General features: G+C 55.0%; 20 protein-coding genes. 12 read left to right on the top strand and 8 right to left on the bottom strand.

The window, feature by feature from the left end:
* The 6 genes from ACXAF0_RS13315 to ACXAF0_RS13290 all read left to right on the top strand — a co-directional run bounded on the left by ACXAF0_RS13315 (position 1) and on the right by ACXAF0_RS13290 (position 6040).
* Positions 1-246 carry a DUF2312 domain-containing protein gene (locus ACXAF0_RS13315; RefSeq protein ID WP_007090950.1) on the top strand — a complete coding sequence of 82 codons (246 nt, stop codon included), beginning with the start codon at positions 1-3 and terminating at the stop codon, positions 244-246.
* Positions 247-324: 78 nt separating this feature from the next.
* Positions 325-771: an MmcB family DNA repair protein gene (locus ACXAF0_RS13310; protein WP_475346361.1), complete on the top strand. Its 447-nt coding sequence runs from the start codon at positions 325-327 to the stop codon at positions 769-771.
* A gap of 293 nt (positions 772-1064) precedes the next feature.
* On the top strand, positions 1065-2207 hold the full coding sequence (locus tag ACXAF0_RS13305; RefSeq protein WP_475346360.1) for a patatin-like phospholipase family protein: 1143 nt from the start codon (positions 1065-1067) through the stop codon (positions 2205-2207).
* Between the two features lie 36 nt (positions 2208-2243).
* Positions 2244-3944, top strand: a complete 1701-nt coding sequence (locus ACXAF0_RS13300; protein ID WP_475346359.1) for a methyl-accepting chemotaxis protein — start codon at positions 2244-2246, stop codon at positions 3942-3944.
* Positions 3945-3986: 42 nt separating this feature from the next.
* A complete protein-coding gene (locus ACXAF0_RS13295) occupies positions 3987-4457 on the top strand; it encodes a cache domain-containing protein (protein WP_475346358.1) in 471 nt (156 codons plus the stop codon).
* Between the two features lie 404 nt (positions 4458-4861).
* Positions 4862-6040, top strand: a complete 1179-nt coding sequence (locus ACXAF0_RS13290) for a patatin-like phospholipase family protein (RefSeq protein WP_475346357.1) — start codon at positions 4862-4864, stop codon at positions 6038-6040.
* Positions 6041-6082: 42 nt separating this feature from the next.
* Here ACXAF0_RS13290 and ACXAF0_RS13285 read toward each other — a convergent pair whose 3' ends face one another.
* Positions 6083-9568: an indolepyruvate ferredoxin oxidoreductase family protein gene (locus ACXAF0_RS13285; RefSeq protein WP_475346356.1), complete on the bottom strand. Its 3486-nt coding sequence runs from the start codon at positions 9566-9568 to the stop codon at positions 6083-6085.
* Positions 9569-9959: 391 nt separating this feature from the next.
* On the opposite strand from ACXAF0_RS13285, the gene ACXAF0_RS13280 reads away from it, so the two are divergent.
* The 5 genes from ACXAF0_RS13280 (at position 9960) to ACXAF0_RS13260 (ending at position 15880) form a co-directional block, all read left to right on the top strand.
* Positions 9960-10406, top strand: a complete 447-nt coding sequence (locus ACXAF0_RS13280; RefSeq protein WP_475346355.1) for a VOC family protein — start codon at positions 9960-9962, stop codon at positions 10404-10406.
* 188 nt (positions 10407-10594) lie between these two features.
* Complete coding sequence (locus ACXAF0_RS13275) at positions 10595-11248, top strand: Crp/Fnr family transcriptional regulator (RefSeq protein WP_475346354.1); 654 nt, start codon at positions 10595-10597, stop codon at positions 11246-11248.
* 220 nt (positions 11249-11468) lie between these two features.
* Positions 11469-12353 (top strand): MBL fold metallo-hydrolase, encoded by an 885-nt coding sequence (locus tag ACXAF0_RS13270; protein WP_475346353.1) that lies wholly within the window; start codon positions 11469-11471, stop codon positions 12351-12353.
* A gap of 24 nt (positions 12354-12377) precedes the next feature.
* Positions 12378-14051 carry a bifunctional protein tyrosine phosphatase family protein/NAD(P)/FAD-dependent oxidoreductase gene (locus ACXAF0_RS13265; RefSeq protein WP_475346352.1) on the top strand — a complete coding sequence of 558 codons (1674 nt, stop codon included), beginning with the start codon at positions 12378-12380 and terminating at the stop codon, positions 14049-14051.
* A gap of 65 nt (positions 14052-14116) precedes the next feature.
* Positions 14117-15880: a SulP family inorganic anion transporter gene (locus ACXAF0_RS13260; protein ID WP_475346351.1), complete on the top strand. Its 1764-nt coding sequence runs from the start codon at positions 14117-14119 to the stop codon at positions 15878-15880.
* A 29-nt stretch (positions 15881-15909) separates the two neighbouring features.
* Here the strand turns inward: ACXAF0_RS13260 and ACXAF0_RS13255 are convergent, their stop codons facing one another.
* A complete protein-coding gene (locus tag ACXAF0_RS13255) occupies positions 15910-17100 on the bottom strand; it encodes a benzoate/H(+) symporter BenE family transporter (protein WP_475346350.1) in 1191 nt (396 codons plus the stop codon).
* Positions 17101-17416: 316 nt separating this feature from the next.
* Between ACXAF0_RS13255 and ACXAF0_RS13250 the strand changes: the two genes are divergently transcribed.
* Positions 17417-18070: a peroxiredoxin gene (locus ACXAF0_RS13250; protein WP_475346349.1), complete on the top strand. Its 654-nt coding sequence runs from the start codon at positions 17417-17419 to the stop codon at positions 18068-18070.
* Between the two features lie 110 nt (positions 18071-18180).
* Here ACXAF0_RS13250 and ACXAF0_RS13245 read toward each other — a convergent pair whose 3' ends face one another.
* The 6 genes from ACXAF0_RS13245 to efp form a co-directional block, all read right to left on the bottom strand.
* Positions 18181-19128, bottom strand: a complete 948-nt coding sequence (locus ACXAF0_RS13245) for a hypothetical protein (RefSeq protein ID WP_475346348.1) — start codon at positions 19126-19128, stop codon at positions 18181-18183.
* 138 nt (positions 19129-19266) lie between these two features.
* The gene (locus ACXAF0_RS13240; RefSeq protein ID WP_475346347.1) at positions 19267-20430 is read right to left on the bottom strand and encodes a peptidoglycan -binding protein; all 1164 of its coding nucleotides are present in this window, start codon (positions 20428-20430) and stop codon (positions 19267-19269) included.
* 4 nt (positions 20431-20434) lie between these two features.
* Positions 20435-21619, bottom strand: coding sequence for a flagellar motor protein MotA (locus ACXAF0_RS13235; protein WP_475346346.1), 1185 nt, complete (start codon positions 21617-21619; stop codon positions 20435-20437).
* 12 nt (positions 21620-21631) lie between these two features.
* On the bottom strand, positions 21632-22840 hold the full coding sequence (locus ACXAF0_RS13230; protein WP_475346345.1) for an OmpA family protein: 1209 nt from the start codon (positions 22838-22840) through the stop codon (positions 21632-21634).
* Positions 22841-23106: 266 nt separating this feature from the next.
* A complete protein-coding gene (locus ACXAF0_RS13225; protein WP_475346344.1) occupies positions 23107-23916 on the bottom strand; it encodes an inositol monophosphatase family protein in 810 nt (269 codons plus the stop codon).
* A 66-nt stretch (positions 23917-23982) separates the two neighbouring features.
* Positions 23983-24549 carry an elongation factor P gene (gene efp / locus ACXAF0_RS13220; RefSeq protein ID WP_475346343.1) on the bottom strand — a complete coding sequence of 189 codons (567 nt, stop codon included), beginning with the start codon at positions 24547-24549 and terminating at the stop codon, positions 23983-23985.
* Positions 24550-24660: the final 111 nt, after the last annotated feature.

The following is a 24660-nucleotide window of genomic DNA, read 5'->3' as shown; positions in this document are numbered from 1 at the left end:
ATGACCGAAGTCGGTGGTATCGCAGCCGATCAGCTTGCGAGTTATGTCGAGCGTATCGAACGCCTTGAAGAAGAAAAAGCCAACCTGATGGCTGATATCAAGGAAGTTTACGGTGAAGCCAAGGCGCTTGGCTATGACGTGAAAATCCTGCGCCAGATCATTCGTCTGCGCAAAATGGAAGACCACGAACGCACCGAACAGGAAGAAATCCTGGAAGTCTACAAACGTGCGCTGGGCATGAGCTGACAGCACCCTGTCAGCAGACCGGACGTGAACACCAAAAGCCCGCTTTGATGCGGGCTTTTGCTTTTGTAAGCTTGGCCGATGACAATCGCATCTCGCCCTGAAATCACATCTGACGTCACCGAAGGTGTCTGTCGGCTTTTATATCATCATCAGATGGCCTGCTTGACCGAGCTGCGTCTGGGCAATGGCCGTCGGCTTGATGTGCTCGCCCTTGGGCCAAAGGGCGAGCTTTGGGCGGTTGAGGTCAAATCATCGGTCGAGGATTTCCGGGTTGATCAGAAATGGCAAAGCTATCTGGATTACTGTGACCGGTTCTTCTTTGCCGTACCGATGCACTTCCCCAAGGACCTGATCCCCGAGGATGTCGGATTGATCGTTGCCGACCGGTTTGAGGCGGCCATTATCCGCCCCAGTCCCGAACAAAAGCTTTCCGCAGCGCGTCGAAAGAAGCTTCTGATCTCCTTTGGGCAGACCGCAGCAGGGCGGTTGAATGCGTTTTCTTCAAAGGAAAACGTATTAGGTTAGTCGCTCAAACGGATAGTGAATTCTCATTCTTACAGACTAAATATGGTCGTTAAGTCATTGATTTATATGTATGATTCTAAATACAACTTTAACTATGCTATTGCATAGCAGCAAGACGTATAAGTGTAGTTGTGACAAAACACACTGGCTCAAAGGTTGTATTTGTGCGATGCAATATAAACATTACGAGAACGCTTGGGCCAGTATGAGCGGTTTCGATCTGGAGTTTGATCTTCTTTCTGACTGGCCCGTGGTGGGCGTAATGCCCGGTTCCTTAGACGGGGGACGACGACATGGCGGAAAAGAAGCGTGCGATTGCGTTGGCTGGTGGTGGGCCGGCCGTTGGTTTGAGCCTCGGTGCCTTGAAAAGGTTACACGAAGAACCCGATCTCAAATTTGATGTCTGGTCGACGGCCTGTATCGGTGCCTGGCTTGCCGTTGCCTGGAATCAGTCAGACCCGGGACGCGAATATGAACAGACTGTCGAGTTCTTCAAACGCATCTGTCGACCGGAAAAGGTCTATGATCGTTTCCCGATAGCAGCGGCCTTTGCCCCGGACTTCTTCTCCCAGACCAGCAATACCATCGCCTATATGCTCGATCCCCGAAGCTATCAGGGATTGATCGTACCCGAAGCTATCATGGAGGCGGCATCCTATGTCCAGGAGTTCCTTGCCAAGCCGCAATACTGGACGCCGGGTAATATTAACTCATTGATCCTAAACGGTTTCATGGCGGCCAATCCGCTGTCGCGTTTCATGATGGGCGCGATGTACCAATCTCGCAACCGGGGACTGTCACGCATTTACTATCCCGACAGTACTTTTCTTGATTTGCTGGATTTTGACAGGCTTTATGAGGATGGCAAACCGGCCATCCTGCACAACGCCTACAACCTGACGCGGCAGCGGCTGGAGTTGTTCACCAACAAGCCGCTTTCCTATGGCTTGCCGGGCATGAACGCCCAGACATTGTGCGCCTGCTCGGCACTCCCCTATATCGAGGAGCCGGTGGTGATTGGTGCCGATACCTACTGCGAAGGGGCCACGGTCGATACCGTCAATTTCTATGATCTGCTGCGTTTGAACCCTGATCTTGATGAGGTTTGGGTCAGTCGCATCCTGGACGTCAAGCAGATACGACAGCCGGAAAACCTTTATGACGCGCTCAATAATCTGGTGATGCTGTTTGCGGCAACCACCAGCGAAGACGACGTCAAGCTGTTCAAATACAAAGTCGCCGAAAGTGGCCGTGATATCCGGGTCATCGAAATCCCGGTCGAAGCCAATATCAGCTACGACTGGACGTGGGAAAACCTCGATCGCAGCATCGAGGACGGTTATCGCGCGACCAACGGTGTTCTTTCTGCATATCGAAATACGACCGGTGACGTAACCGTCGCCAAACTTCAGGCGGCCAGTAACGACGCCGCCTGATGCCACCTGTGAATGTCAATTTTGGATAGCCAAAGAATGAAGACTTTTGCGAATCTGAATATCGGTACCAAGCTTTCGGTTTTACCCGTCATTGCTGTTGTCGCGATCATCGCCGTCAGTCTGATTGGCGGGCGGGCAATTCTGTCACTTTCTGATGGTCTGGAGTTCGCCGTAAGCGAAGCCTATCCCGAGGTCAAGGATATCAGTACGATTGACCGCAATGTTACCAAGGTGCACCAGACAGTTTATCGCCTGCTGTCATGGTCGGCCGCCGGTGTTGACGAAGAGCGAATGAACGCTGTTTCCCAGGAACTCGACACCCAGATTGAGGAAGCCCGACAGTCCTTTGTGACCTTGTTTGAGAATGAAAACCTTCCGGATTCTGGACGTCAGATGTCGCTTGAAGCCCAGGAACTCTATGACAGCTATCTGGGCAAGGTTAATCAGGTCATCGGGATGCTGGATATCGATTATACCGGTGCGCTCAGCTTTTCCTGGTCAGCGCAGTCTGATTATGAAGCTTTGATGGACATCCTTTCCAAGCTGCGCGCAACAGCGGAACTTCGGATGGATAGCGCAAGTGGTGCGGCCATCGCAGTCGGCAGCTCTGCACAGGATCAGACAATCATTGCTGCTGTTGCGGCCTCGGTCGCCATGGCGATCATCAGCTTTTTGATCGCAACCTTCATCGGTGGGCCGGTAAAGAAACTGACCCATGTGATGCGCGACATTTCAGAAGGCAAAACCGATATTTCTGTGCCATTTACCGGGCGCAAGGATGAAATGGGCAAAATGGCTGATGCGGTCGAAGTCTTCCGCCAGAATGCCGAAAGCCTTGAGGCCGCCGAAGAGCAACGTCAGGAAGACGAAGCCCGCGCGGTCGAGGAAAAACGCAAGATCATGCAGGAGCTTGCCCACGATATCGAAACTTCGGTTCAGGGCACGGCAACGGCTGTCAGTGCCGCGATTGAAGAAATCGGTGCTTCTGCGCAGGCACTTTTGGGGAATGCGGAACGCACCGATCAGCAAAGCGAAAGTGCCTTTGATGCATCGGGTAAATCCAGCCACAATATGGGCGAGATTTCCCAGGCGGCCAATGGTCTGGCTTCGGCGATTTCCAATATCAGCGAGGAAATCCAGAAAAGCAGCCGCCAGGCACAGGAAGCCAGTGAGCAGGCTCGTGACGCAGATGAAAAAATTCGTCGTCTCGAAGAAGCCAGCATTCGCATCGAAGATGTTGCTGCCCTGATTGGCAATATCGCCGAACAGACCAATCTTCTGGCTTTGAATGCCACGATTGAATCCGCGCGCGCCGGTGAGGCGGGTAAAGGGTTTGCCGTGGTCGCCAATGAGGTCAAAAACCTTGCCAGCCAGACCGCGAAATCGACCGAGGAAATCGCATCGGAAATTGCCAATGTCCGTGCCGAAACCGGTCAGGCGGTTGAGGCGATCCGAACGATTGTCGAAAGCGTCCAGGGTATCAACGAAATCCTGAAAATGACGGCAGAATCCGTCATGGAACAGGGCAACGCCACCGGGCAGATCAGCGGCAGTATTTCCGAGGCCGCGGGGTATGCGGAAACTGTTTCAGGTGGCATCGGGGATGTGCGCGAGATTGCACGTGCCACCCGTGATTCCGCGGGCAGCGTAGGTGAAGCCACCAGCGAGCTCAGCCGTGAGATGGCAGGGCTGAGCAGCTCTGTGGATGAACTCGTTGCGCGCCTGCGCGCCGTTTAATTCCTTCACCAACTCAACTTTCATCACTAAGGGGTATTGAGGATGAAAATCGTTTTGCGTTCTTTCGTTGCGGCATGTGTGTCGTTTTTGATGGCGTTGTACGTGTCATCAGCCATGGCACAAGACAAGGAAGCAACGGCCAAGGAGCTGGTCGACAAGGCAATTGGGCTTTATGACGATGTCGGGCAGGAGCAATCCTTTGCCGTCTTCAATGACAAATCCGGTGAATATGTCTTTGACGAGTTTTACGTGATTGTCGCCGATGGTGAGAAGGGCACGTTCCTGACCCATGCGATCAACCCGAAACTGGTCAATAACCCGGGTCTCTGGGATCTTCAGGATGTGAACAGCAAGTTCATCATTCGCAATATGGTCGAAACAGGGAAAACAGCGCCGGATGGTGGTTGGTCGAACTATACTTGGACCCACCCACAGACCAAAAAACTTGCTGAAAAGAAAACCTGGGTAAAGGCTCATGATGGCAAGATTTTCATGGTCGGCTACTACGAATAAAAGTAATCGAATCGCGATGAAAAAGCCGCCCTCGGGCGGCTTTTGTCGTTCTGGGGTTAATTTCGGTATGTATGAAATAATTATTAAGTAAAATAATGTGTTGTCGAGGTGTAAGTATCGGATATTACTTATGAGATTTTCTCTCAAAAGTGAAATTAAGTATATAGATCCATCGTTTATTTATATTGATGTATATGTAATCTCGGTTTTCGTCACATCACTAATGAATAATTGGCTCAAATGTAGCGTCTTAAAATCATTATAATGATCGTCGTATCTACAAGTCCGCAAAGACGGGCTGGTATCTCCTGGGGGTAAACTATGGTGCACGCGATGGCATCTGCAACGTTTGCACCATGTTGTTTGGGCCGAACCATTCGGTTCTTAACAAAGGAGATCGCGACGTGGAGAAAATCAAACGAGCTATCTTTCTTTCTGGCGGTGGGCCCGCTGTTGGTTTGAGTATCGGTGTGCTCAAACGGTTGCAGCAGGAACCTGATATCAAGTTCGACATCTGGTCTTCTGCCTGTATTGGTGCCTGGCTATCGGTTGCCTGGCATCAGGCGGACGAAGGTCAGGAACTTGAACAGAGCATCGCCTTCTTTCGCAAAATCTTTCGACCGGCGAGTGTCTATGAACGGTTTCCGATCGCATCGGCATTTGCCCCGGACTTCTTTTCTGATTTCGCCAACAAACTGAATTACTTCTTTAACCCCAACAGCTATCAGGGGCTGCTTGTGCCCGACGCCATCGGTCAGGCGGTCGAACATGTGCAGCACTTCATGGGCAATCCAAAATACTGGACGCCCCACAATTTCAACGATGTCTTGCTAAACGGTTTTCTGGCGGCAAATCCACTGTCGCGTTTTCTGGTCGGATCGATGTACCAGACCCAGACCAAGGGGCTGGCAAAGATCTATTCACCAGACAGCATGTTTCTCGACCGGCTGAAATTTGATCGTCTCTATCAGCCTGACAAGCCTGCGATGTTCCATAACGCCTATAACCTTTCCAAACAGCGGCTTGAGCTTTTTACCAACAAACCCGACCATTATGACTTGCCGCAGATGAATGCCCAGACGCTATGTGCCTGTTCGGCCTTGCCCTTTATCGAGGAGCCGGTTGAAATAAATGGCGATACCTATTGCGAAGGGGCAACGGTCGATACCGTCAATTTCTTTGACTTCCTGCGCCTGCACCCGGATGTCGACGAAGTCTGGGTCAGTCGTATCCTTGATCTCAAACAGGTGCGTCAGCCTGAAAACCTGTATGACGCGCTCAACAATCTGGTGATGCTGTTTGCCGCATCGGCCAGCGAGGACGCGGTCACGGCGTTTAAGCGCGAAGTCGCTGAAAGTGGCCGTAAAATCGATATCGTCGAAATCCCGGTTTCCCCGCATATCAATTATGACTGGACCTGGGAAAACCTTGATCGCGGGATCGAGGACGGCTTTGAATCAACCGATCACATGATTGCCGACTATCGCAAACGTAAGCGCCATGAAAAGTCGGTCCGTGATTTGCGTGAAGGAGCCACACGATTTTTGCCGAATTTCCGTCAACGCTCTCCGCGTTTTGTCTGAACAGCAAAAGGGCCGCTTGATGCGGCCCTTTTGATTTTTGGCTTACTCCGCTGCCTTGAGATGTTCGGGCGGGTTGTGGAACTGTTCGAGCAGTTCGGCTTCGCGCGCCTTGGCCTTTTCGATGTGCTCTTCCTTGACGTGGCCGTAGCCGCGAATGTGTTCGGGCAGGGCGAGCAATGCCTTGGCGATGCGGGCATTGTCGTGGGTGAGCCCGTCTATCACTTCGGTCACCAGTTTTTCGTAATCGGTGATCAACTGACGTTCGATCTGGCGTTCCGGGTTGCGGCCAAACGGGTCAAGTTTGGTGCCGCGCAGGAACTTCATTTTTGCCAGCATGCGGAACGCCGTCATCATCCACGGACCATACACCGATTTCTGCGGCTTGCCGGTTTCCGGATCGGCATTGGCCAATGACGGCGGGGCGAGGTGGAAGTTGATCTTGTAATCACCCGTGAAGGTCTGGGTGACCTTTTTCATGAAGGCCGGATCGGTGTAAAGGCGGGCCACTTCATACTCGTCCTTATAGGCCAGCAGCTTGAAGTAATATTTGGCAACTGTCCGGGCCAGATCATCCGCGTCGCCAAGGCGTTTTTCGGCCGCGGCAACTTTATCGACAAGGGCCGTGAAACGATCGGCATAGGCGGCGTTCTGATAGTCGGTCAGGAACGCACGGCGTTTGGCGATGATATCGGAAAGCTCGGTCGCAATCGGGTGGGCTTCGGCTTCGTTCGGGCCGACGACATCAATCACGCGCTTGCGGTCATGAGCATAAAGGCGGCCCCAATAGAAGGCCTGCTTGTTCATATCAATCGATACGCCATTAAGCTCAATCGCCTGCATCAGTGCTTCTTCACTGATCGGGATCAGGCCGCGCTGCCAGGCAACGCCCAGCATGAACAGGTTGGTGGCAATCGAGTTGCCCATCAGGCGGGTGGCGATGTCGCTGCCTTCAACGAAATGCACGGCGTCCGATCCGCAGGCATCATTGATGACCTTCATGTGCTCGTTGGTTTTAAGCTCAAAGTCCGGGTTGTGGGTAAAGGCCCCGGTGACGGTTTCATGGGTGTTGATCACCGCTTGGGTAAAGTTGCGGCGCATCTTGGCAAGCCCTTCAAAGCTTGCCGCCACCAGAAGGTCACAGCCCAGCACCACATTGGCTTCACCGGCCGGAATGCGCGCGGCATGGAGCTTGTTCTGATCATTGGCAAAGCGGATATGGCTGACAACAGCCCCGCCTTTCTGGGCAAGACCCGCCATATCAAGGCCAACAATGCCTTTGCCCTCAATATGGGCTGCCATACCAAGCAACGCCCCGATGGTGACAACGCCCGTGCCACCCACGCCCGTGATCAGAACCGACCATGGATCATCAATATCGGGTAGGGTCGGGCGCGGCAGGCTGGCAAAGACGGCGTCCGTTCCGGTGTCGCCCTTGGCCGCCGCATCGGGTTTGCGAAGTTCGCCACCTTCGATGGTGACAAAGCTTGGGCAGAATCCCTTAAGGCAGGAGAAATCCTTGTTACAGGCCGATTGGTCAATGGCGCGTTTGCGACCAAATTCGGTTTCGACCGGCACAACGGCAAGGCAGTTGGACTGTTCACCACAATCGCCGCAGCCTTCACACACCAGATCATTGATAAACACGCGCTTGGGCGGATCCACCATCAGCTTGCGTTTGCGACGGCGGCGTTTTTCCGCCGCACAGGTCTGGTCAAAGATCAGGATCGAAACGCCTTCGATTTCGCGCAGTTCTTTCTGGGTGTCTTCAAGCGTATCGCGATGACGGATATCAACGCCCGGCGCAAATTCCGATCCCATCGGGTATTTATCGGGCTCGTCCGACAGAACGATGATGCGTTTGGCACCCTCGTCAAACATCTGGCGCGTGATTTGCGGCACGGTCAGCGGCCCGTCAACAGGCTGGCCACCCGTCATGGCAACGGCATCGTTAAACAGGATTTTATAGGTGATGTTCACACCCGATGCGACGGCGGCCCGCACGGCAAGCGACCCTGAATGATAATAGGTGCCATCGCCCAAGTTCTGGAAGACGTGCTTTTCATTGGTGAACGGCGCCTGACCGATCCAGGTCGCGCCTTCGCCGCCCATGTGGGTAAATGTCTCGGTCGAGCGGTCCATCCAGTTGACCATGTAATGGCACCCGATACCCGCCATCGCACGGCTGCCGTCGGGCACCTTGGTCGAACTGTTATGCGGGCAACCGGGGCAGAACCATGGAATGCGGGCCACATCCGGGCGCGGTTCAGCGATTTCGCGTTCCTTTTCCGCCAGCCAGTCGATGCGTTCATGAATGGCCGGGCTGTCATAGAACCGCTTGATGCGTTCGGCCAGCACCACGGCAACCCGTGCCGGGGTCAACTCATCCATCGATGGCAGGATCCATTCGCCGGTTTCATCGAACTTGCCGATGACCTGCGGGCGGACATCTTCGCGCCAGTTGTAAAGCTGCTCCTTGACCTGGTTTTCCATCACCGCGCGCTTTTCCTCGACCACGATGATTTCTTCCAGCCCCATGGCGAATTCGCGCACGTCGTCACGGTTAAGCGGCCAGCTCATCCCGACCTTGAGAACGCGAATGCCGATCTTGGCAGCGTCTTCTTCGGAAATGCCAAGGTCATCGAATGCCTGCATGACATCGAGATACGCCTTGCCCGTGGTGATGATGCCAAGCCGCGCATTCGGGCTGTCGATCACGGTTTTATTCAGCTTGTTCGCCCGCGCATATGCCAGTGCGGCATATAGCTTGTATTTCATTAGGCGATGTTCCTGCTCCTTGGGCGTGTCGGGCCAGCGGATATGCAGGCCGCCCTCGGGCATGTCAAAATCGGTCGGGATGACGGGCATGATCCGATCAGGCGCCACGTCGGCGGCGGCCGAACTTTCCACCGTCTCGGCAATGGTTTTCATCGCCACCCAGCACCCGGAATAACGGCTCATCGCCCAGCCATGCAGACCGTAATCAAGAATATCCTGCACACCGGACGGGTTCAGGACCGGGATCTGCGCATCGATAAAGGCATATTCGGTCTGGTGGGGCAGGGTGGATGATTTGCAGGAATGGTCATCCCCGGCCAGCACCAAAACACCGCCATGCTTGGACGTGCCGGCATAGTTGGCGTGTTTGAACACGTCCCCGGAGCGGTCAACACCCGGGCCCTTGCCATACCACATGCCAAAGACGCCATCATATTTGGCATCCTTGTACATATTGACCTGTTGGCTGCCCCAGACGACGGTTGCGGCAAGGTCTTCATTGACCCCGGCCTGGAATTCGATCTGTTGTTTGGTCAGGAACTTTTTGGCCCGCCAAAGCTGCTGATCAAGCCCGCCCAGCGGCGATCCGCGGTAGCCTGAAATGCAGCCGGCGGTATTGAGCCCGGCGCGTGCATCAAGCTGGCGCTGCATCAGGGGCAGGCGAACCAGCGCCTGAATACCTGTCAGGTAAACCCGGCCTTCTTCAAGCGTATATTTATCGTCGAGTTGAACTGCCGCCAATTGTTGTGCCATGACCGGTCTCCCTCGGATTTCTCTGATATGCGGGGTCATTTCGGGCCCTATGCACTGCTTTTATTGATATGGGTGTTGGCGCAGTGTTTCGGTATGACCTGTAAATTATCTGTCAGGTTGGATTGCGGGACCCATGCCTGATCCTGAAATGGTAATAAATACTGACCTTTTCTCAAAACGAACTCGCATCGCACTATGCAAAACGCCTGATTGCATCTGTTGACGTAAGGTCAACTTATTATTTACTTATTCCGGTACCGATTTACGCGCAATAAAATTGCGTCTCTGTTGCGATGCGAAATTGCAAGATGAGCCGGGTCCAGGCTCGGCGGGGATAACACCCTGTGGTACCCTCGCGCGGGTTTCGGGTGCGCACAGCAAGGAGCATATAATGGATCAACGTGTTTCGCTGATTACGCTGGGCGTTGCCGATCTGGATCGGGCGCGCCGGTTTTATGAAGGCGGGCTGGGCTGGAAAATGACCGAAATGGTCGAAGGGCAGGTGGTGTTTTACCAGCTGTCCAATGGTCTTGCCCTTGGACTTTTTGGGCGCAACGCGCTTAAGGAAGACGGCAAGTTCGATGATGATACGGGCGCGAGCTTTGCCGGATTGACGCTGGCCTATAACGCGCGCAGCGAAGAAGAAGTCGATCAGGTGATGGCGGAGGCCGAAAAGGCCGGGGCGAAAATCCAGAAACCGGCCGAAAAGGTTTTCTGGGGCGGATATTCCGGTTATTTCCGGGATCCCGATGGTCATGCCTGGGAGGTGGCGTTCAACCCGTTTTGGGAAATTGACGAGACGGGTAATCTGCACATCCCGCGGCCGAAAACCGAGTAAGTGCACTTCGCACATCAAAATGCACGGGCAGCGTATCGCTGCCCGTTTTTGTATCAAGACGCAAGATCAGATGGCACGCGCGGGGTGCTTTTTCGGAAATATTCCAAAGTACGGTTGCATCCGGGACAATTTCCTTTTACATCGAATGTGATGTAGATTTAAGCAATGCTTTCAAGGGGGATAAGGTTTTGAGTTGGATCGACCAGTTTCCGGGTCTGTCACGTTTGCCCGAGGGCATCCGATCCTTCCTTGTCGATGAAAGCAAGATCGTTACCGTTCCCGCCAATACCGTCATTTTCGGGCCGGGCAAGTCGCCGGAAAACCTGTTGCTGTTGCTGGATGGCACGGTGCGTGTGCAACAGACATCCGACACAGGCCGTGAAATTGTGCTTTATCGCGTGCATGCCGGGGAAAGCTGCGTTCTGACCACAGCCTGCCTTCTGGCCTATGAGGATTACTCTGCCGAAGGCATTGCCGAGACCGAAACCCGTGCGGTGGCCATCCCGCGTGCTGTGTTTGACAAGCTTGTCTCGGACTCGATCGAGTTCCGCCAGTTTGTCTTTACCGCCTATTCCAAACGCATCACCGACCTGTTCATGGTGATCGAGGAAATCGCCTTCCAGAAGCTTGATATCCGTTTGGCCCACAAGCTGATCGAACTTGCGGGCGGGGAGGATATGGTGTCGGCCACCCATCAGAAACTGGCTGTTGAGCTGGGCACCGCCCGTGAAGTCATTTCGCGCCAGCTGCAGGAATTCCAGCGCCGCGGATGGATCGAACAATCGCGCGGCACCATCCGCCTGATCGAGCGCGCACCGCTGGAAAAGCTGGCGCAAAGCTAGAAAACCGCTGCTGCTTGGGCGGTTCTACGACTTTAGAATTATTAAGTGTTGATATTGCGATGTTTGGTGACTTCGTCACTGAAGCGCAAATCGCGAATTCCTAAAATAAAGATCATAGCCAGATGTTTTGTCCGCAAACCTGTGGGCAAAGGCCATCGCAAACCTATCCGATGCAGGCCGTTCACAAGGCCGCACGGAGGCAGTTGTTTAGGAGGAATCCATGTCTGCATACCCGGTACACATGTCCGTAAAACCCGAAGTTACGGCCTTTTTTGACGAAGATACCAACACGATCAGCTATGTGGTCAAGGACCCCGAAAGCAATGCCTGCGCGATTGTCGATTCCGTGATGGATATCGATTATGCGGCGGGTCGTATCACGTTCGATCATGCCGATAACATCATCGCCTTTGTGAAGGAAAAGGGCCTTGAGCTGGAATGGATCATCGAGACCCATGTTCATGCCGACCACCTGTCCGCGGCCCCCTATATCCAGCAGGAACTGGGTGGCAAGCTTGGCATCGGCAGCAAGATCACCGTTGTTCAGGATACCTTTGGCAAGGTGTTTAACGAAGGCACCGAATTCCAGCGCGATGGCAGCCAGTTTGATCGCCTGTTTGAAGATGGCGACACCTATCAGGTCGGCTCCATGACCTGCTTTGCCATCTATACCCCGGGCCATACCCCGGCCTGCATGGTGCATGTCATGGGCAATGCCGCCTTTGTCGGCGATACCCTGTTCATGCCTGATGGTGGTTCGGCCCGTGCCGACTTCCCGGGCGGCGATGCCGGGACGCTTTATGACAGCATCCAGAAGCTCCTCGCCCTGCCAGACGATATGCGTCTGTTCATGTGCCACGATTACGGCCCCAACGGCCGTGACATCAAGTGGGAAACCACGGTTGGCGAAGAGAAACAGCACAACATCCATGTCGGCCAGGGCAAAACCCGCGAGGATTTCATTAAGTTCCGCACCGAACGTGATGCCCAGCTTGATATGCCGCGTCTGATTATCCCGTCGCTTCAGGTCAATATGCGCGCCGGTCAGGTGCCGACCGATGACAGCGGCAAGAAAATGCTGAAAGTCCCGGTGAACGGGCTGTAATCAACACTTAGGTGAGGAAAAGCCATGGAAACCAAAAAAATAAGTGACGGGTTCTCCGTCAGTCCGCAAATCGTTGCAGACGATGTCAAGGAAATCGCCAAGCTCGGCTTCCGGTCCATCGTCTGTAACCGGCCGGATGGCGAGGGTTCCGACCAACCGACATACGAGGAGATTTCAAACGCGGCAAAGGACGCCGGGCTTGAAGTCCGCTATCAGCCGATTGTCGCGGGCAAGGTCAGTGATGACGACGCCAGCGACTTCGGGCGCCTGTTTGATGAACTGCCCAAGCCGATCTTTGCCTATTGCCGGACGGGGACCCGTTCGACAACGCTCTGGTCGTTGAGCCAGGCCGGAAAACTCGATACCAGCGAAATCCTTCGCGCCACCAAGGCCGCCGGTTATGACATGGGCGGTGTTGTCCGCCGCATTGTCAATGGCGGCAAAACGCCCACCGATCAGGGCGATGCGAAATATGATGTCGTGATCATCGGCGGCGGTGCTGCCGGTATTTCGGTGGCATCCAGCCTGCAGGCCCGCCGTTCGGGCCTTGAGATCGCGGTGATTGATCCGGCCGATATCCACTATTACCAGCCGGGCTGGACCATGGTGGGTGGCGGCGTGTTTGAGGCCATCACCACGGCCCAGACGATGGGATCGCTTATTCCCAAGGGCGTGCATTGGATCAAGGCGGCCGTGGCTGCGTTTGAACCGCAAGACGATGCGGTCATCCTTGATGGCTGCCGGGTGGTCAAATATGACCGGTTGATCGTCTGCCCGGGGCTCAAGCTTGACTGGAACCGGGTTGATGGTCTGGTCGAAACGCTGGGCCGCAATGGTGTCACGTCAAACTATCGCTATGACCTTGCGCCTTATACCTGGGAACTGGTTTCCTCGATGCGCGAAGGCAAGGCGGTCTTTACCCAGCCACCAATGCCGATCAAATGCGCCGGTGCGCCGCAAAAGGCGATGTATCTTTCGGCCGATCACTGGAACCGCAATGGTGTTCTCAAGAACATCGATATCGATTTCTGCAATGCCGGTGGCGTGCTGTTCGGGGTGAAGGATTATGTCCCGGCTCTTGAAAGCTATGTGAAGAAATACGACGCCAAACTGAACTTCTTCCATAATCTGGTGGCGATTGATGGTCAGGCGAAAAAGGCCTGGTTCGATGTTGCCAAACCCGACACCAAGGTCGAACGCATCGAGAAGTCCTTTGACATGATCCATGTCTGCCCGCCGCAGGTGGCACCGGACTTCATTCGTGTCTCTCCGCTGGCAGATGTTGCGGGCTGGGTGGATGTCGATCAGGCGACCCTTCGTCACAAGTCGTTTAGCAACATCTGGTCATTGGGCGATGTGATGAATGCACCCAACGCCAAAACGGCTGCTGCCGCCCGTAAACAGGCGCCGGTGGTTGCCGAAAACGTTGTTGCCGATATCGATGGCAAATCCCCGGTCGCACAGTATGACGGCTATGGATCCTGCCCGCTTACGGTCGAACGCGGTCGCATTGTTCTGGCCGAATTCGGTTATGGCGGAACGCTTTTGCCGTCCTTCCCGAAATGGATGATCGATGGCACCAAGCCGTCCCACCTTGCCTGGTTGCTTAAGGAAAAGCTGCTGCCGCCGATTTATTGGAAGGCGATGCTGCGCGGCAAGGAATGGCTGGCCAAGCCTGAAAAAGTCACGACCAACTAAAACACCCTTCGTCCAAGGCAGCGTGCGCGTTGCCTTCGACCAACCTTGATCTAAGAGATCGACGAATGCGCCTTAACATGCTCCGGAAATATGTCCCGATTTTTGACTGGGGACAGACCTATGACAGGACGGCCTTTGGCAATGACATGATTGCAGCCGTGATCGTGACGATCATGCTGATCCCGCAATCACTTGCCTATGCGCTGCTGGCGGGTTTGCCGCCCGAGGCGGGGTTATATGCCTCCATCGCGCCGATCATTCTTTATGCCATCTTTGGCACCAGCCGCGCGCTTGCGGTCGGGCCGGTGGCGGTTGTTTCCCTGATGACGGCGGCGGCTGTTGGCAATATTGCCGAAACCGGCACCATGGGCTATGCGCTTGCTGCCCTGACGCTTGCGGCCCTTTCCGGGGCGATCCTGCTTGCGATGGGTGTGTTCAAGCTGGGCTTTTTGGCAAACTTCCTGTCGCACCCGGTGATTGCCGGTTTCATTACCGCATCGGGCATGATCATTGCCGCCAGTCAGCTCAAACACATCCTTGGTGTTGATGCCAGCGGTCATAACCTTTGGGAAATTGTTTCTTCGCTGATTGCGCATATTCCCGAAACCAATCAGACGACGCTGATCATCGGCATTTGTGCCACGGGCTTTCTGTTCTGGGTGCGTAAGGGGCTTAAGCCTGCCTTGCGCAAACTGGGTTTTGGTGCGCGCACGGCCGACGTCCTGACCAAGGCCGGGCCGGTCTTTGCCGTTTTCGCCACCACGGCGGCGACCTGGTATCTCGGTCTGGCAGAGCGCGGGGTGAAAATCGTTGGCGACGTCCCGCAAAGCCTGCCGCCACTGACCATGCCGGACTTCAGCCCGGGTTTGGTCACCGATCTTCTGGTACCGGCCATCCTGATTTCCGTGATCGGCTTTGTTGAATCAATCTCTGTGGCGCAGACGCTTGCGGCCAAACGTCGTCAACGCATCAACCCGGATCAGGAACTGATTGGTCTCGGGGCTGCCAATATCGGTGCGGCCTTTACCGGCGGTTATCCGGTCACCGGTGGTTTTGCCCGTTCGGTCGTGAACTTTGATGCCGGGGCGCAAACGCCCGCTGCTGGCGCCTTTACCGCAGTTGGTCTGGCGATTGCGGCGGTGGCACTGACCCCGCTTGTCTATTTCCTGCCCAAAGCGACCCTTGCGGCCACCATCATCGTTGCGGTGCTGTCGCTGGTGGATTTCTCGATCCTGAAAACCAGCTGGCAATATTCCAAAGCGGATTTCATCGCGGTTCTGGCCACCATCCTTCTGACCCTTGGTCTTGGGGTTGAGGTCGGTGTGACGGCCGGTGTGGTTCTGTCAATCGGGCTGTTTTTGTATAAAACCTCACGCCCGCATATTGCCGAGGTCGGGCTTGTCCCCGATACCCAGCATTTCCGCAACGTGCTGCGTCATAAGGTGATCACCCATCCGTCGGTTCTGACCATCCGGATTGACGAAAGCCTTTATTTCGCCAATGCGCGATATCTTGAGGATTACCTCTATGATCGGGTGGTGGCGTGCGAGAACCTCAAACATGTGGTTCTGATGTGCTCGGCTGTGAACGAGATTGACCTCAGCGCCCTTGAATCGCTTGAGGCGATAAATCACCGGCTTGAGGAAATGGGCATTGCCCTTCACCTGTCCGAGGTCAAAGGCCCGGTTATGGACCGTCTGAAAAAGACCCACTTCCTTGACGAGCTGACCGGTGACGTCTTCCTGTCACAGTTTGACGCCATCTCGACCCTGACAGACGCAAAGGTGGAAACACCGCCCAGCCCTGAACCAAAGGTCAAGCTGGTCTAACATTGAAGAACAAAAATCGGGCTGAGAAATCAGTCCGATTTTTTTCTGCCATTGCGCAAATGGGTCAGGAAGTAAATCAGCCCCCCGGTAAGCAGCCCCCAAAAGGCACCGGAAATCCCATAAAAGGTCAGGCCCGCGGCTGTGACGATGAATGTCACGGCGGCTGCTTCGCGACCGTCTTCTTCCTTGAACGCCGCAACTGCCGATCCGGCAAAGGCGCCAATCAGGGCAAGACCCGCAACCGCTTCAATCAGGATGCCCGGCGCCAGACTGATGAAGGCGGTCACCAATCCGGCCAGAAGCCCGAATACGATATAGAACACACCGCCTGAAAAAGCGGCCCAATACCGTTTCGACGGATCAGGATGGGCGTCCTTGCCCGCGCACAGGGCAGCCGTGATCGCAGCCAGGTTAACGGCATGTCCGCCAAACGGGGCGGAGAGTAACGAGAAAATCCCCGTCACGGTAAAAAGCGGCCCGGGCGGGGTGTCATAGTCATTGGCGCGTAGCACTGCGGTGCCCGGAATGTTTTGTGATGCCATGGTCACAATGAAAAGCGGCAAGGCAATGCCAACCAACCCGGTCAGGGTAAATTCCGGCATGACGAATTCGACCGGCGGCACAATCGCACTGCCCAGATCGGCAATCGCATTTTCCGGGAACTCGACCCCGAATACCATCACCGCGACAAAGGCCAACAGGGCGGCGGGGATGGCAAGCAAGCGGTTGAAACGGCCCATGACAATCCAGGCAATGACAATCGGCAGACCCAGCAATGGATCAAAGGCAACCGCCTTGACCGGGGCGAGGCACAGACCAAGCAATACACCGGCCAGCATCGCATTGGCGAGCGGCGCCGGAATGCCCGCAACTGCACGGCCCAACGGTTTCCAAACACCACTGATAATGATCAGCACGGCGCAAACGATAAAGGCACCAACGGCAACCGCAAAGCCGCCCTCAATCGCACCGGATGTCGCCAAAAGTGCCGCACCGGGTGTGGACCAGGCAATGCTGATTGGAAGACGGGTTTTAAGCGATAAGACAATCGCGCAAAGGCCCATCGAAATCGACAGCGCCATCAGGCCCGATGCGGCCTGTTCCGGGCTGGCACCGACACCGGTCAGTCCCTGCAAGACGACGGCAAACGAACTGGCCGATCCAACAAATCCGGCCAAAAGGCCCATGAAAATACTTTGGGGCGAAATATCACGCAGCATGGGGGCTCCGCTGAAATGCAAATAATTGAAAAGTTGGTGGCAAGCGCCTCGACCCTAACCACAACCCGGAAGTCAGGCCAGCAAAAATCACCGCCCACGAGATGGCGATGAGGGCATAAATTTCTGAAAATCGATGGGGCGGGACCGGGGCAGGGACAGAATTGCGCGCCCGGAATCACAGCGCTGATTTCACACATCTTTTTCCGTAAAAAATCGACCCTTCATTGACATATATCATCGTATAAGTTCTGAGAATTAAATAATTATAATGTACTTAAACGGAGCGGACGATATTTCCTGACTTAGGAGCCCCAGAATGACTGTATCTCCCCAGATTCGTGTCGGTTTGCCGCGTATCAATGAACCGGCCCCGGACTTCACTGCGCCCACCACCGATGGCGTCAAATCCCTGTCTGACTATCGTGGCAAATGGCTTGTGCTGTTTTCCCACCCGGCCGATTTCACCCCGGTCTGCACGACCGAGTTTATCGCCTTTGCCAACCATGCCGATGAATTTTCAAAACGCAATTGCGAGCTGCTGGGCCTGTCGATTGACAGCACCCATTCGCACATCGCCTGGATGCGCAATATCCAGCAGAACTTCGGCGTGGAAATCCCGTTCCCGATCATCGCCGATCTTAAAATGGAAGTCGCCCAAGCCTATGGCATGATCCACCCAAGTGCTGGGGACACGTCGGCTGTGCGCGCGACCTTTATCATTGATCCCGAAGGCATGCTGCGCGCCATGGTCTACTACCCCATGAGCAACGGGCGTTCGATTCCGGAATTCCTGCGCATGCTCGATGCTATGCAAACCAGCGACAAGAACGGTGTTGCCACGCCAGAAGGCTGGCAACCGGGCGACAAGGTAATCGTCCCTCCGGCCCATACCGCCAAGGCCGCAGCCGAGCGTGTCAACAATCCCGCCTATGATTACGTGGACTTCTATTTCTGCACCAAGTCCCTCTGATCAAAACCCCGATGTGCGGTCCCGGGGGCAAGGGACCGTATAAAGGCAAAACCCCGCCAGAGCAATCTGGCGGGGTTTTGTTCTTTGGTCAGGATGTTCGCTGCTGTGTGTCAGGGCAAGAGCTTGAACAGGATTGCCTGTTTTTCTGCATCAGCACCACTGCCAATGAAATCCTGTGTTTCGCGGTTGGTCCATATTCCATCGGCTGTTTTGCCATCATCGCATGTAAGCGACCATGTACCGTTGATACTTGAGGACTTGGACGTTACTGCGGTACCAGTGCAATCAGTGCCTGCTGCCGTGAAGGCAAACTCATATTGCGCAGCGCCTTTGTGTGATGCTGTGCCACTGATCTGCTCTGAAACACCTTTCCAGCTGCCGGTAAGCTTGGACAGCTCTTTGGGTGGCTCTGGCTTTTTGGGCAGTGTGAGCTGTCCAACACTGGCATAGTCCGCATTGATCTGTTCTTTGACAGTGTCGCTCATCAGGTCGATTTGTTGTGCAAATGTTTCCACAGATACGGTGAAGTCACCTCCGCAATTACCAAACGAAACAACCGCATCGGAATATCCGCGATCATTGTCGTAAGGGGTCAGGCCCTTAAACCGTTTCGCAAATCGTCCAACATCGCACTTGTCTGTCGAGGCAATCCACCCTTTGGTGCGCGGCGAAACCCTGTCAATCTGAACAAATGCATCCGTTGGAACCTGGAAGCGGTCTGCAATGTTTTCAAAGCTGTCCCGTTCGAGCATCCGGTCTTCCGTCGCCGGGTTAAACCATGCGGAATTAATATATTCGATCTCGACAAAGGACCGTCCGCCATCCCAGACGACTGTTTCCGTCCACCCCTGGCCGTTATTCCGTTCCGTTGACTGGGTCAGATACTGCTTGGACGGCTTGAGAAATGCGAAGGTGTTAAACCGGCTCTCGGTGGGCTGAAATCCGCCCTGCTTTTCAAGTTTGAGAGAACGACCGCTGACATCAGTCGGACCGTCATTGGTGACACAGCCCGCCAGCAGTAGTACGGCACCGGCAATGATAGAAAACTTGGAAGTCATGAGAAGTCCCTGATGTTCTTGAGTATTCTCACTATTCCAAGTTTTGGTACCTAATTCTACTTTTAATTGTATCGCCCAAGAAAAAGAGCAGCTCTTCCGTAGAAGGCTGCTCTTTTCAGTTTGAAGATCCGGGACGCCTTAGCGTTCGGTGATCTTGAACTCGATGCGGCGGTTGCGGCGATAGGCGATTTCGTCGTCGCGATTATCAAGCGGCTGGTATTCGCCAAAGCCGGCAGCAACCAGACGGTTGGGCGGAACGCCCTGATCAATCAGGAACTTGACCACCGAAATCGCACGCGCAGCCGAAAGCTCCCAGTTCGAGGCGAACTGAAGGTTTCTGATCGGCACCTTGTCGGTGTGGCCGTCAACACGCATCACCCAGTCAATATCATCGGGAATATCGGCGGCAATTGCGGTCAGGGTTTCGCCTAGTTTTGCGAGCTGTTCCTGACCTTCTTCACCAAGGTCGGCTGAGCCCGATCCAAACAGGACCTCGGACTGGAAGACAAAGCGATCCCCGACAACGCGGATATCCTGACGGTCGCCCAGAACTTCACGCAGGCGGCCAAAGAACTCTGAACGATAGCGCTGCAATTCCGCTACCTTGGTAGCAAGGGCGGCGTTCAGGCGATTGCCAAGATTGACGATCTGAGCATCTTTTTCCTCGTTCTCGCGTTCGGACGCTTCAAGGGCGGATTCAATCCGAGCAAGTTGCTGACGAAGGGCAAGCATCTGCTGATTAAGCGCTGCGACCTGTGCCTGTGCTTCTTCGCTGAGGTTCTTTTGATCTTCGAGTTCGGCTGCGCGTGACGCCAGAAGGGCGGAAAGCTCGTCAATACGGGTTTCCTGATCAGAGATCGTCTCGCCCGTGGTTTCGCGAAGCTCGGTCAGCTCGGATTCCTTGTCTTCAAGCGAGGCGAGGGCTGCAAGAAGCTTTTGCTCGATTTCGTCAGCGGAAAGTTCGGCTGCGGCCAACTGATCGGCAAGGGTAGCTGCGCGCGCCCGCAGATCATCGCGTTGATCGGCTGTATTGGAAAGCTCGGTCGTCAGCTGGGTGAGCTCAAGCTCCATGCGCTGATTGTTGCCACGTTCAAGCGACAGCAAATTGGTCAGTTCATTGACCTGGGCTGTCAGATCGCTAAGCGCTTCATCACGGCCCGAAAGAGCCGCACCCAGATAGACCTGCGCAATGACAAAGATCATCAGAAGAAAGATGATCACCATCAAAAGCGTCGCCAGCGCATCAACAAAGCCAGGCCAGGTATTTACATCGCGGTTACGACGGCGCGAAAGCCCGATCATGCGATCAGCCCTCCTCGGCGATGGCGGCGATGGTGCGGGCCAGAAGCTTGATCTCGCTTCTGATTTCCTGTGTGGATTGCTGGCGACCCATGGTGAGTTCCTCACCAATGCGATTCAGCTGGTTATCAAGCGAACGGATATGCGCACGGGTATTATCATCAATCCCGAAGCTGCCCATTTTCATCGAATCAGCCAGCTGATCGAGAACCGGTTTGAGGTGCATCTGGTTTTCCGCCAGCTTGACCATCAATTGTTGCTCAGCCTTCATCTGGTCAGTCAGGGTCGAAAGCTTGTCGGCCAAGTCAATCAGCGTGTTATGCGATTTGATCTGCGAACTTTCCGAGCGCTGGATAGAGTTTTGCAACCCTTCCATATTATCCGCCATCTGCTCGATCAGGGCCGAAAGATAGGCCGGAACAGATTGTTCACCATCTGAAATGCCGCCACCTGAGCCAAGGCGGGTAAAGCTTGAAAGCCATTCTTCAAGATCGTTGAAGAAACGGTTCTGTGCCTGACCGGCCTGCATGTCCAGAAGGCCCAAGGCCAGCGACCCGGCAAGACCAAACAGAGAGGACGAAAACGCCGTTCCCATGCCGCTGAGTGGCTCAGACAGGCCGTCTTTCAGCTCCGAGAACCAAAGATCCATGTTCGACCCGCTGCCGACATTGACGTTGCTGATCACGCCAGCAACCGAGTTCACCGTCTGAAGCAGGCCCCAGAAGGTGCCGAGCAGACCAAGAAACACCAGCAGACCCACGATATAGCGGGACAATTCGCGGCTTTCATCCAGACGCGAACGGATAGAGTCAAGGATGGTCCGGGTCGACGTTGTCGAGAGCTGCGGTCGATCACGGCGCTGTTCGGCCATCATGCTGGCCATCGGGGCCAGAAGTTTCGGCGGGACCTGTGACGTCAGTCCCGGGCGGGACCGACGGAAATCTTCGATCCAGGTAACTTCGGGTGAAAGGCTTGCGGCCATGCGGAAGGTGTAAACCACACCAACGACAAACACACCAAGGATCAGGCCATTAAGAACAGCATTGGCCATAAAGGCATCAGACAGGGCCGGGAACAGCAGGGCACCAACCCCGGCGATGATGGCAACAAAGATTGCCATACGTGTCAGATAACTTCCGGGTTTGGTAATGGGCGGGAGCGATCCCGTGCCATTTGCCGTATTGCTGCTCATAACGGATTAATCCTAGCGTTGAACGGTTTTGATATCGACGCGATCGGCGGGGCCGGACGGAACATTCGCACCAAGGGCACGAACATCAATGCGCGTGGAGCGCACACCCCGGTCAATAAGATAGGAACGAACCTGAAGCGCACGCGACAGCGATAGACGACGCGCCTTTGACGCGTTTGATCCATCCCCCTGGGCATAGGCCTGCAACTGAATGCGCAGGTTTTCGTCCTGACCCATGCTTGCAATCACACTATCAAGCTGGCTTTTGGCGGTGTCGCTCAGCTCAAAGCTTTCTGCGGCAAAGCCAAGGCTGTATTCATCTGTACCCGTGGCCGGCATCGGTTCCGGTGCGGTTTCCGGCGGAAGGGCGGCTTCCTCTGCCGCCGGGGCTTCCGGTGCGGCCTGTTCGGTTATCGGCTCGGCGGTCGCGGCCATTTCGGTCGCGGACTGGGTGGTGTCAGGTGCCGGTGCGGCCGGGGCAGCAGGTGCTTCGGAAATCGGGGCGACTTCCGGTGCCGCAGGCGCACTCGGTGCGGTGTTTTCTTCAACCGGTGCCGGTTCTGCTGCCGGTGCGGCAACTTCGGCGGTTTCGGTCGCAGGTGCCGGAGCAGCAGGGGCCGGTGCGGCTTCCGCAACGCTCGGCGCAGGGGCCGGTTTGGTCAACGGCGTCGGCGCATTTGAGCTGCTGCTTTCGCTAACTGCCGGTGCAGCCGGTTTGCTGCGCGGTGCAGCGGTCGGTTCCGGCTGGTTCAATACGATGGTCTGGTTTGCACCGTCATCCATCATGGCCGGTGTTGACGCCGGGGCACGTGACGTTGTGGCAACGCCAGGCACGCCGTAAAATTCTGATTGGGTCGGGAAGGCGTTGCCGCCGCCACTTGATCCATCGATCACAACCGTCTCGAACCCGCCGTCATAGCCATCCGAACCGCTGGCACTGGCAAACTGTTCTGCGGCCAGGAAGGTCGATTTCGGTTTGGTTTCCGGGAAAATCAGATCTCCGCCGGGCATAACGATGTGATCGCGTGAAACAGTCGGGGAAAGATATTGTGGCACGGTCGGCTGTCCGCCATAGCCATCTGCAACGTCCCAGTTCACCTGAACGCTGCTGTCATTCGAAACGGGGGAGTATTGTTGTGCGGATGCGTTAGCGCCAAAGAACACGGTCGTGCCCAGTGCAGCCGTCATCGCAAGCACCGAAATCTTGGAATACCCCATCATCAAATCGCAGGCCCCTTAATACCCTGTGTTTGAAATCGTTTGGTAACGTTGTTCTATTTCACACAGTTTTGTGTCGATCATTAGGCACCCGCAAAACTTTTGGAATGCCCCCCCTGTTGTCCGCAGGCCCGCAATCGGGCCACACAGTCCCAAGCACCATAGCTTAGAGACAGGTGATGGACAACCGCTTTGACCGATAATGCAAAAGGGGCGCTTCGGCAGATCGCGAAGCGCCCCTTTCAAAAAACAGTAACAAAAGCGGTGTGTTAGCTCGCAATTGCCTTTTTCAGCGTTTTGGCCAGCACTGGCTGGATATAGTCGTTGGCTGCAACCACGCTGCCGGTACCAAGCATGTTGGTGCCGCCTTTTTCATCGCGGATATAACCACCAGCTTCCGAGATCAGGATAATACCCGCTGCGATATCCCACGCATTGAGGTGAGATTCCCAATACCCGTCATAACGACCGGCCGCAACATAGGCCATATCAAGGGCAGCAGCCCCCATACGACGTACACCGGCGCAACGATCCATGACCGAATGCAGCTGTTTTTCAAATGCTGCGTGATCGCCGTGACCCAGATGCGGCACACCGCAGGCCAGAACGCATTCGTTCAGACGGCGACGGCCCGAAACGCGCAGGCGACGGTTATCAAGGAACGCGCCAACGCCCTTTTCCGCCCAGAAGCATTCATCCTTGGCAACGTCATAGATCATGCCGGCAATGATTTCGTTGCCCTTTTGCAGGGCAACCGAAATGGCAAAATGCGGGATGCCATGCAGGAAGTTGGTGGTGCCATCAAGCGGATCAATGATCCAGCGATGCTCAGGGTCGGAACCCTTGATCTCGCCACCTTCTTCCATCAGGAAGCCGTAACCGGGGCGCGCACGCTCCAGCTCTTCACGCAGGCGTTTTTCGGCACGGTGATCAGCCGCAGATACGAAATCTGCCGGGCCTTTCATCGACACCTGAAGGTTTTCGACTTCACCGAAGTCGCGTTTCAGTCCATAGGCTGCCTTTTCGACAGCCTTGTACATCACGTTGATATTCGCAGAACGACGGGCGGCGCCTCGCACGGCATATCTCCCGGAAATTTGAATTAAAAGAAGGTCCGCTTTCCGAACCGGCGGGCAGGGAGGCCCTTAGTCCTTGGCACGCTCGACATAGGTGCCTTCGACCGTGTTCACGACGATGCGCGTACCCGATTCAATATGCGGGGGCACCATCACACGAACACCGTTCTCAAGAACAGCCGGCTTGAAGGAAGAAGACTGGGTCTGACCTTTGACGACCGCATCGGCTTCGACGATTTCGAAGACGACATGCTCGGGCAGCTGAACGCCAAGCGGCTCACCTTCGAAGGATTCGATGGTCACAACCATCCCGTCCTGAAGATAGACAGCAGCTTCGCCAATAAGGTCTGAATTTACTGTGATCTGGTCGTAGGTTTCGCTGTCCATAAAGGTGATCATGTCACCATCAGCAAACAGGTAGGTGTATTCTTTCTGCTCAAGACGAACTTTTTCGACGGTTTCCGATGCACGGAAACGTTCGTTCAGCTTGGTGCCGGTACGAATGTCTTTGAGTTCAACCTGGTTAAAAGCACCGCCTTTACCCGGCTTCACAGCCTGGCATTTTACTGCACGCCACAGGGCACCTTTGTGTTCGATAAGATTACCCGGACGGATTTCGTTGCCGTTGATTTTCATGGCACAAACCGTTCTTTCAGATCACAGATTCACAATGCAATAAGGGGCAAGCGCCCCATTTCAGGGGCTCTACCTACCAGTTCGGCTGTTTTGCTGCAAGCAGATTGATCC

This window comes from Thalassospira sp. ABD4_177 (genome assembly GCF_056160125.1).
The sequence above is the reverse complement of the archived record's forward strand: the minus strand, read 5'-3'. Positions and strand labels throughout refer to the sequence as shown.

Excerpts from the sequence above, each read along its gene's own strand:
- ACXAF0_RS13240 (WP_475346347.1), bottom strand. The coding sequence starts at position 20,430 with ATGATCGGGCTTTCGCGCCGTCGTAACCGCGATGTAAATACCTGGCCT.
- ACXAF0_RS13255 (WP_475346350.1), bottom strand. The coding sequence starts at position 17,100 with ATGCTGCGTGATATTTCGCCCCAAAGTATTTTCATGGGCCTTTTGGCC.
- ACXAF0_RS13300 (WP_475346359.1), top strand. The coding sequence starts at position 2,244 with ATGAAGACTTTTGCGAATCTGAATATCGGTACCAAGCTTTCGGTTTTA.
- ACXAF0_RS13270 (WP_475346353.1), top strand. The coding sequence starts at position 11,469 with ATGTCTGCATACCCGGTACACATGTCCGTAAAACCCGAAGTTACGGCC.
- ACXAF0_RS13265 (WP_475346352.1), top strand. The coding sequence starts at position 12,378 with ATGGAAACCAAAAAAATAAGTGACGGGTTCTCCGTCAGTCCGCAAATC.
- ACXAF0_RS13285 (WP_475346356.1), bottom strand. The coding sequence starts at position 9,568 with ATGGCACAACAATTGGCGGCAGTTCAACTCGACGATAAATATACGCTT.
- ACXAF0_RS13310 (WP_475346361.1), top strand. The coding sequence starts at position 325 with ATGACAATCGCATCTCGCCCTGAAATCACATCTGACGTCACCGAAGGT.
- efp (WP_475346343.1), bottom strand. The coding sequence starts at position 24,549 with ATGAAAATCAACGGCAACGAAATCCGTCCGGGTAATCTTATCGAACAC.
- ACXAF0_RS13245 (WP_475346348.1), bottom strand. The coding sequence starts at position 19,128 with ATGACTTCCAAGTTTTCTATCATTGCCGGTGCCGTACTACTGCTGGCG.
- ACXAF0_RS13230 (WP_475346345.1), bottom strand. The coding sequence starts at position 22,840 with ATGATGGGGTATTCCAAGATTTCGGTGCTTGCGATGACGGCTGCACTG.
- ACXAF0_RS13280 (WP_475346355.1), top strand. The coding sequence starts at position 9,960 with ATGGATCAACGTGTTTCGCTGATTACGCTGGGCGTTGCCGATCTGGAT.
- ACXAF0_RS13250 (WP_475346349.1), top strand. The coding sequence starts at position 17,417 with ATGACTGTATCTCCCCAGATTCGTGTCGGTTTGCCGCGTATCAATGAA.
- ACXAF0_RS13295 (WP_475346358.1), top strand. The coding sequence starts at position 3,987 with ATGAAAATCGTTTTGCGTTCTTTCGTTGCGGCATGTGTGTCGTTTTTG.
- ACXAF0_RS13235 (WP_475346346.1), bottom strand. The coding sequence starts at position 21,619 with ATGAGCAGCAATACGGCAAATGGCACGGGATCGCTCCCGCCCATTACC.
- ACXAF0_RS13260 (WP_475346351.1), top strand. The coding sequence starts at position 14,117 with ATGCGCCTTAACATGCTCCGGAAATATGTCCCGATTTTTGACTGGGGA.
- ACXAF0_RS13305 (WP_475346360.1), top strand. The coding sequence starts at position 1,065 with ATGGCGGAAAAGAAGCGTGCGATTGCGTTGGCTGGTGGTGGGCCGGCC.
- ACXAF0_RS13315 (WP_007090950.1), top strand. The coding sequence starts at position 1 with ATGACCGAAGTCGGTGGTATCGCAGCCGATCAGCTTGCGAGTTATGTC.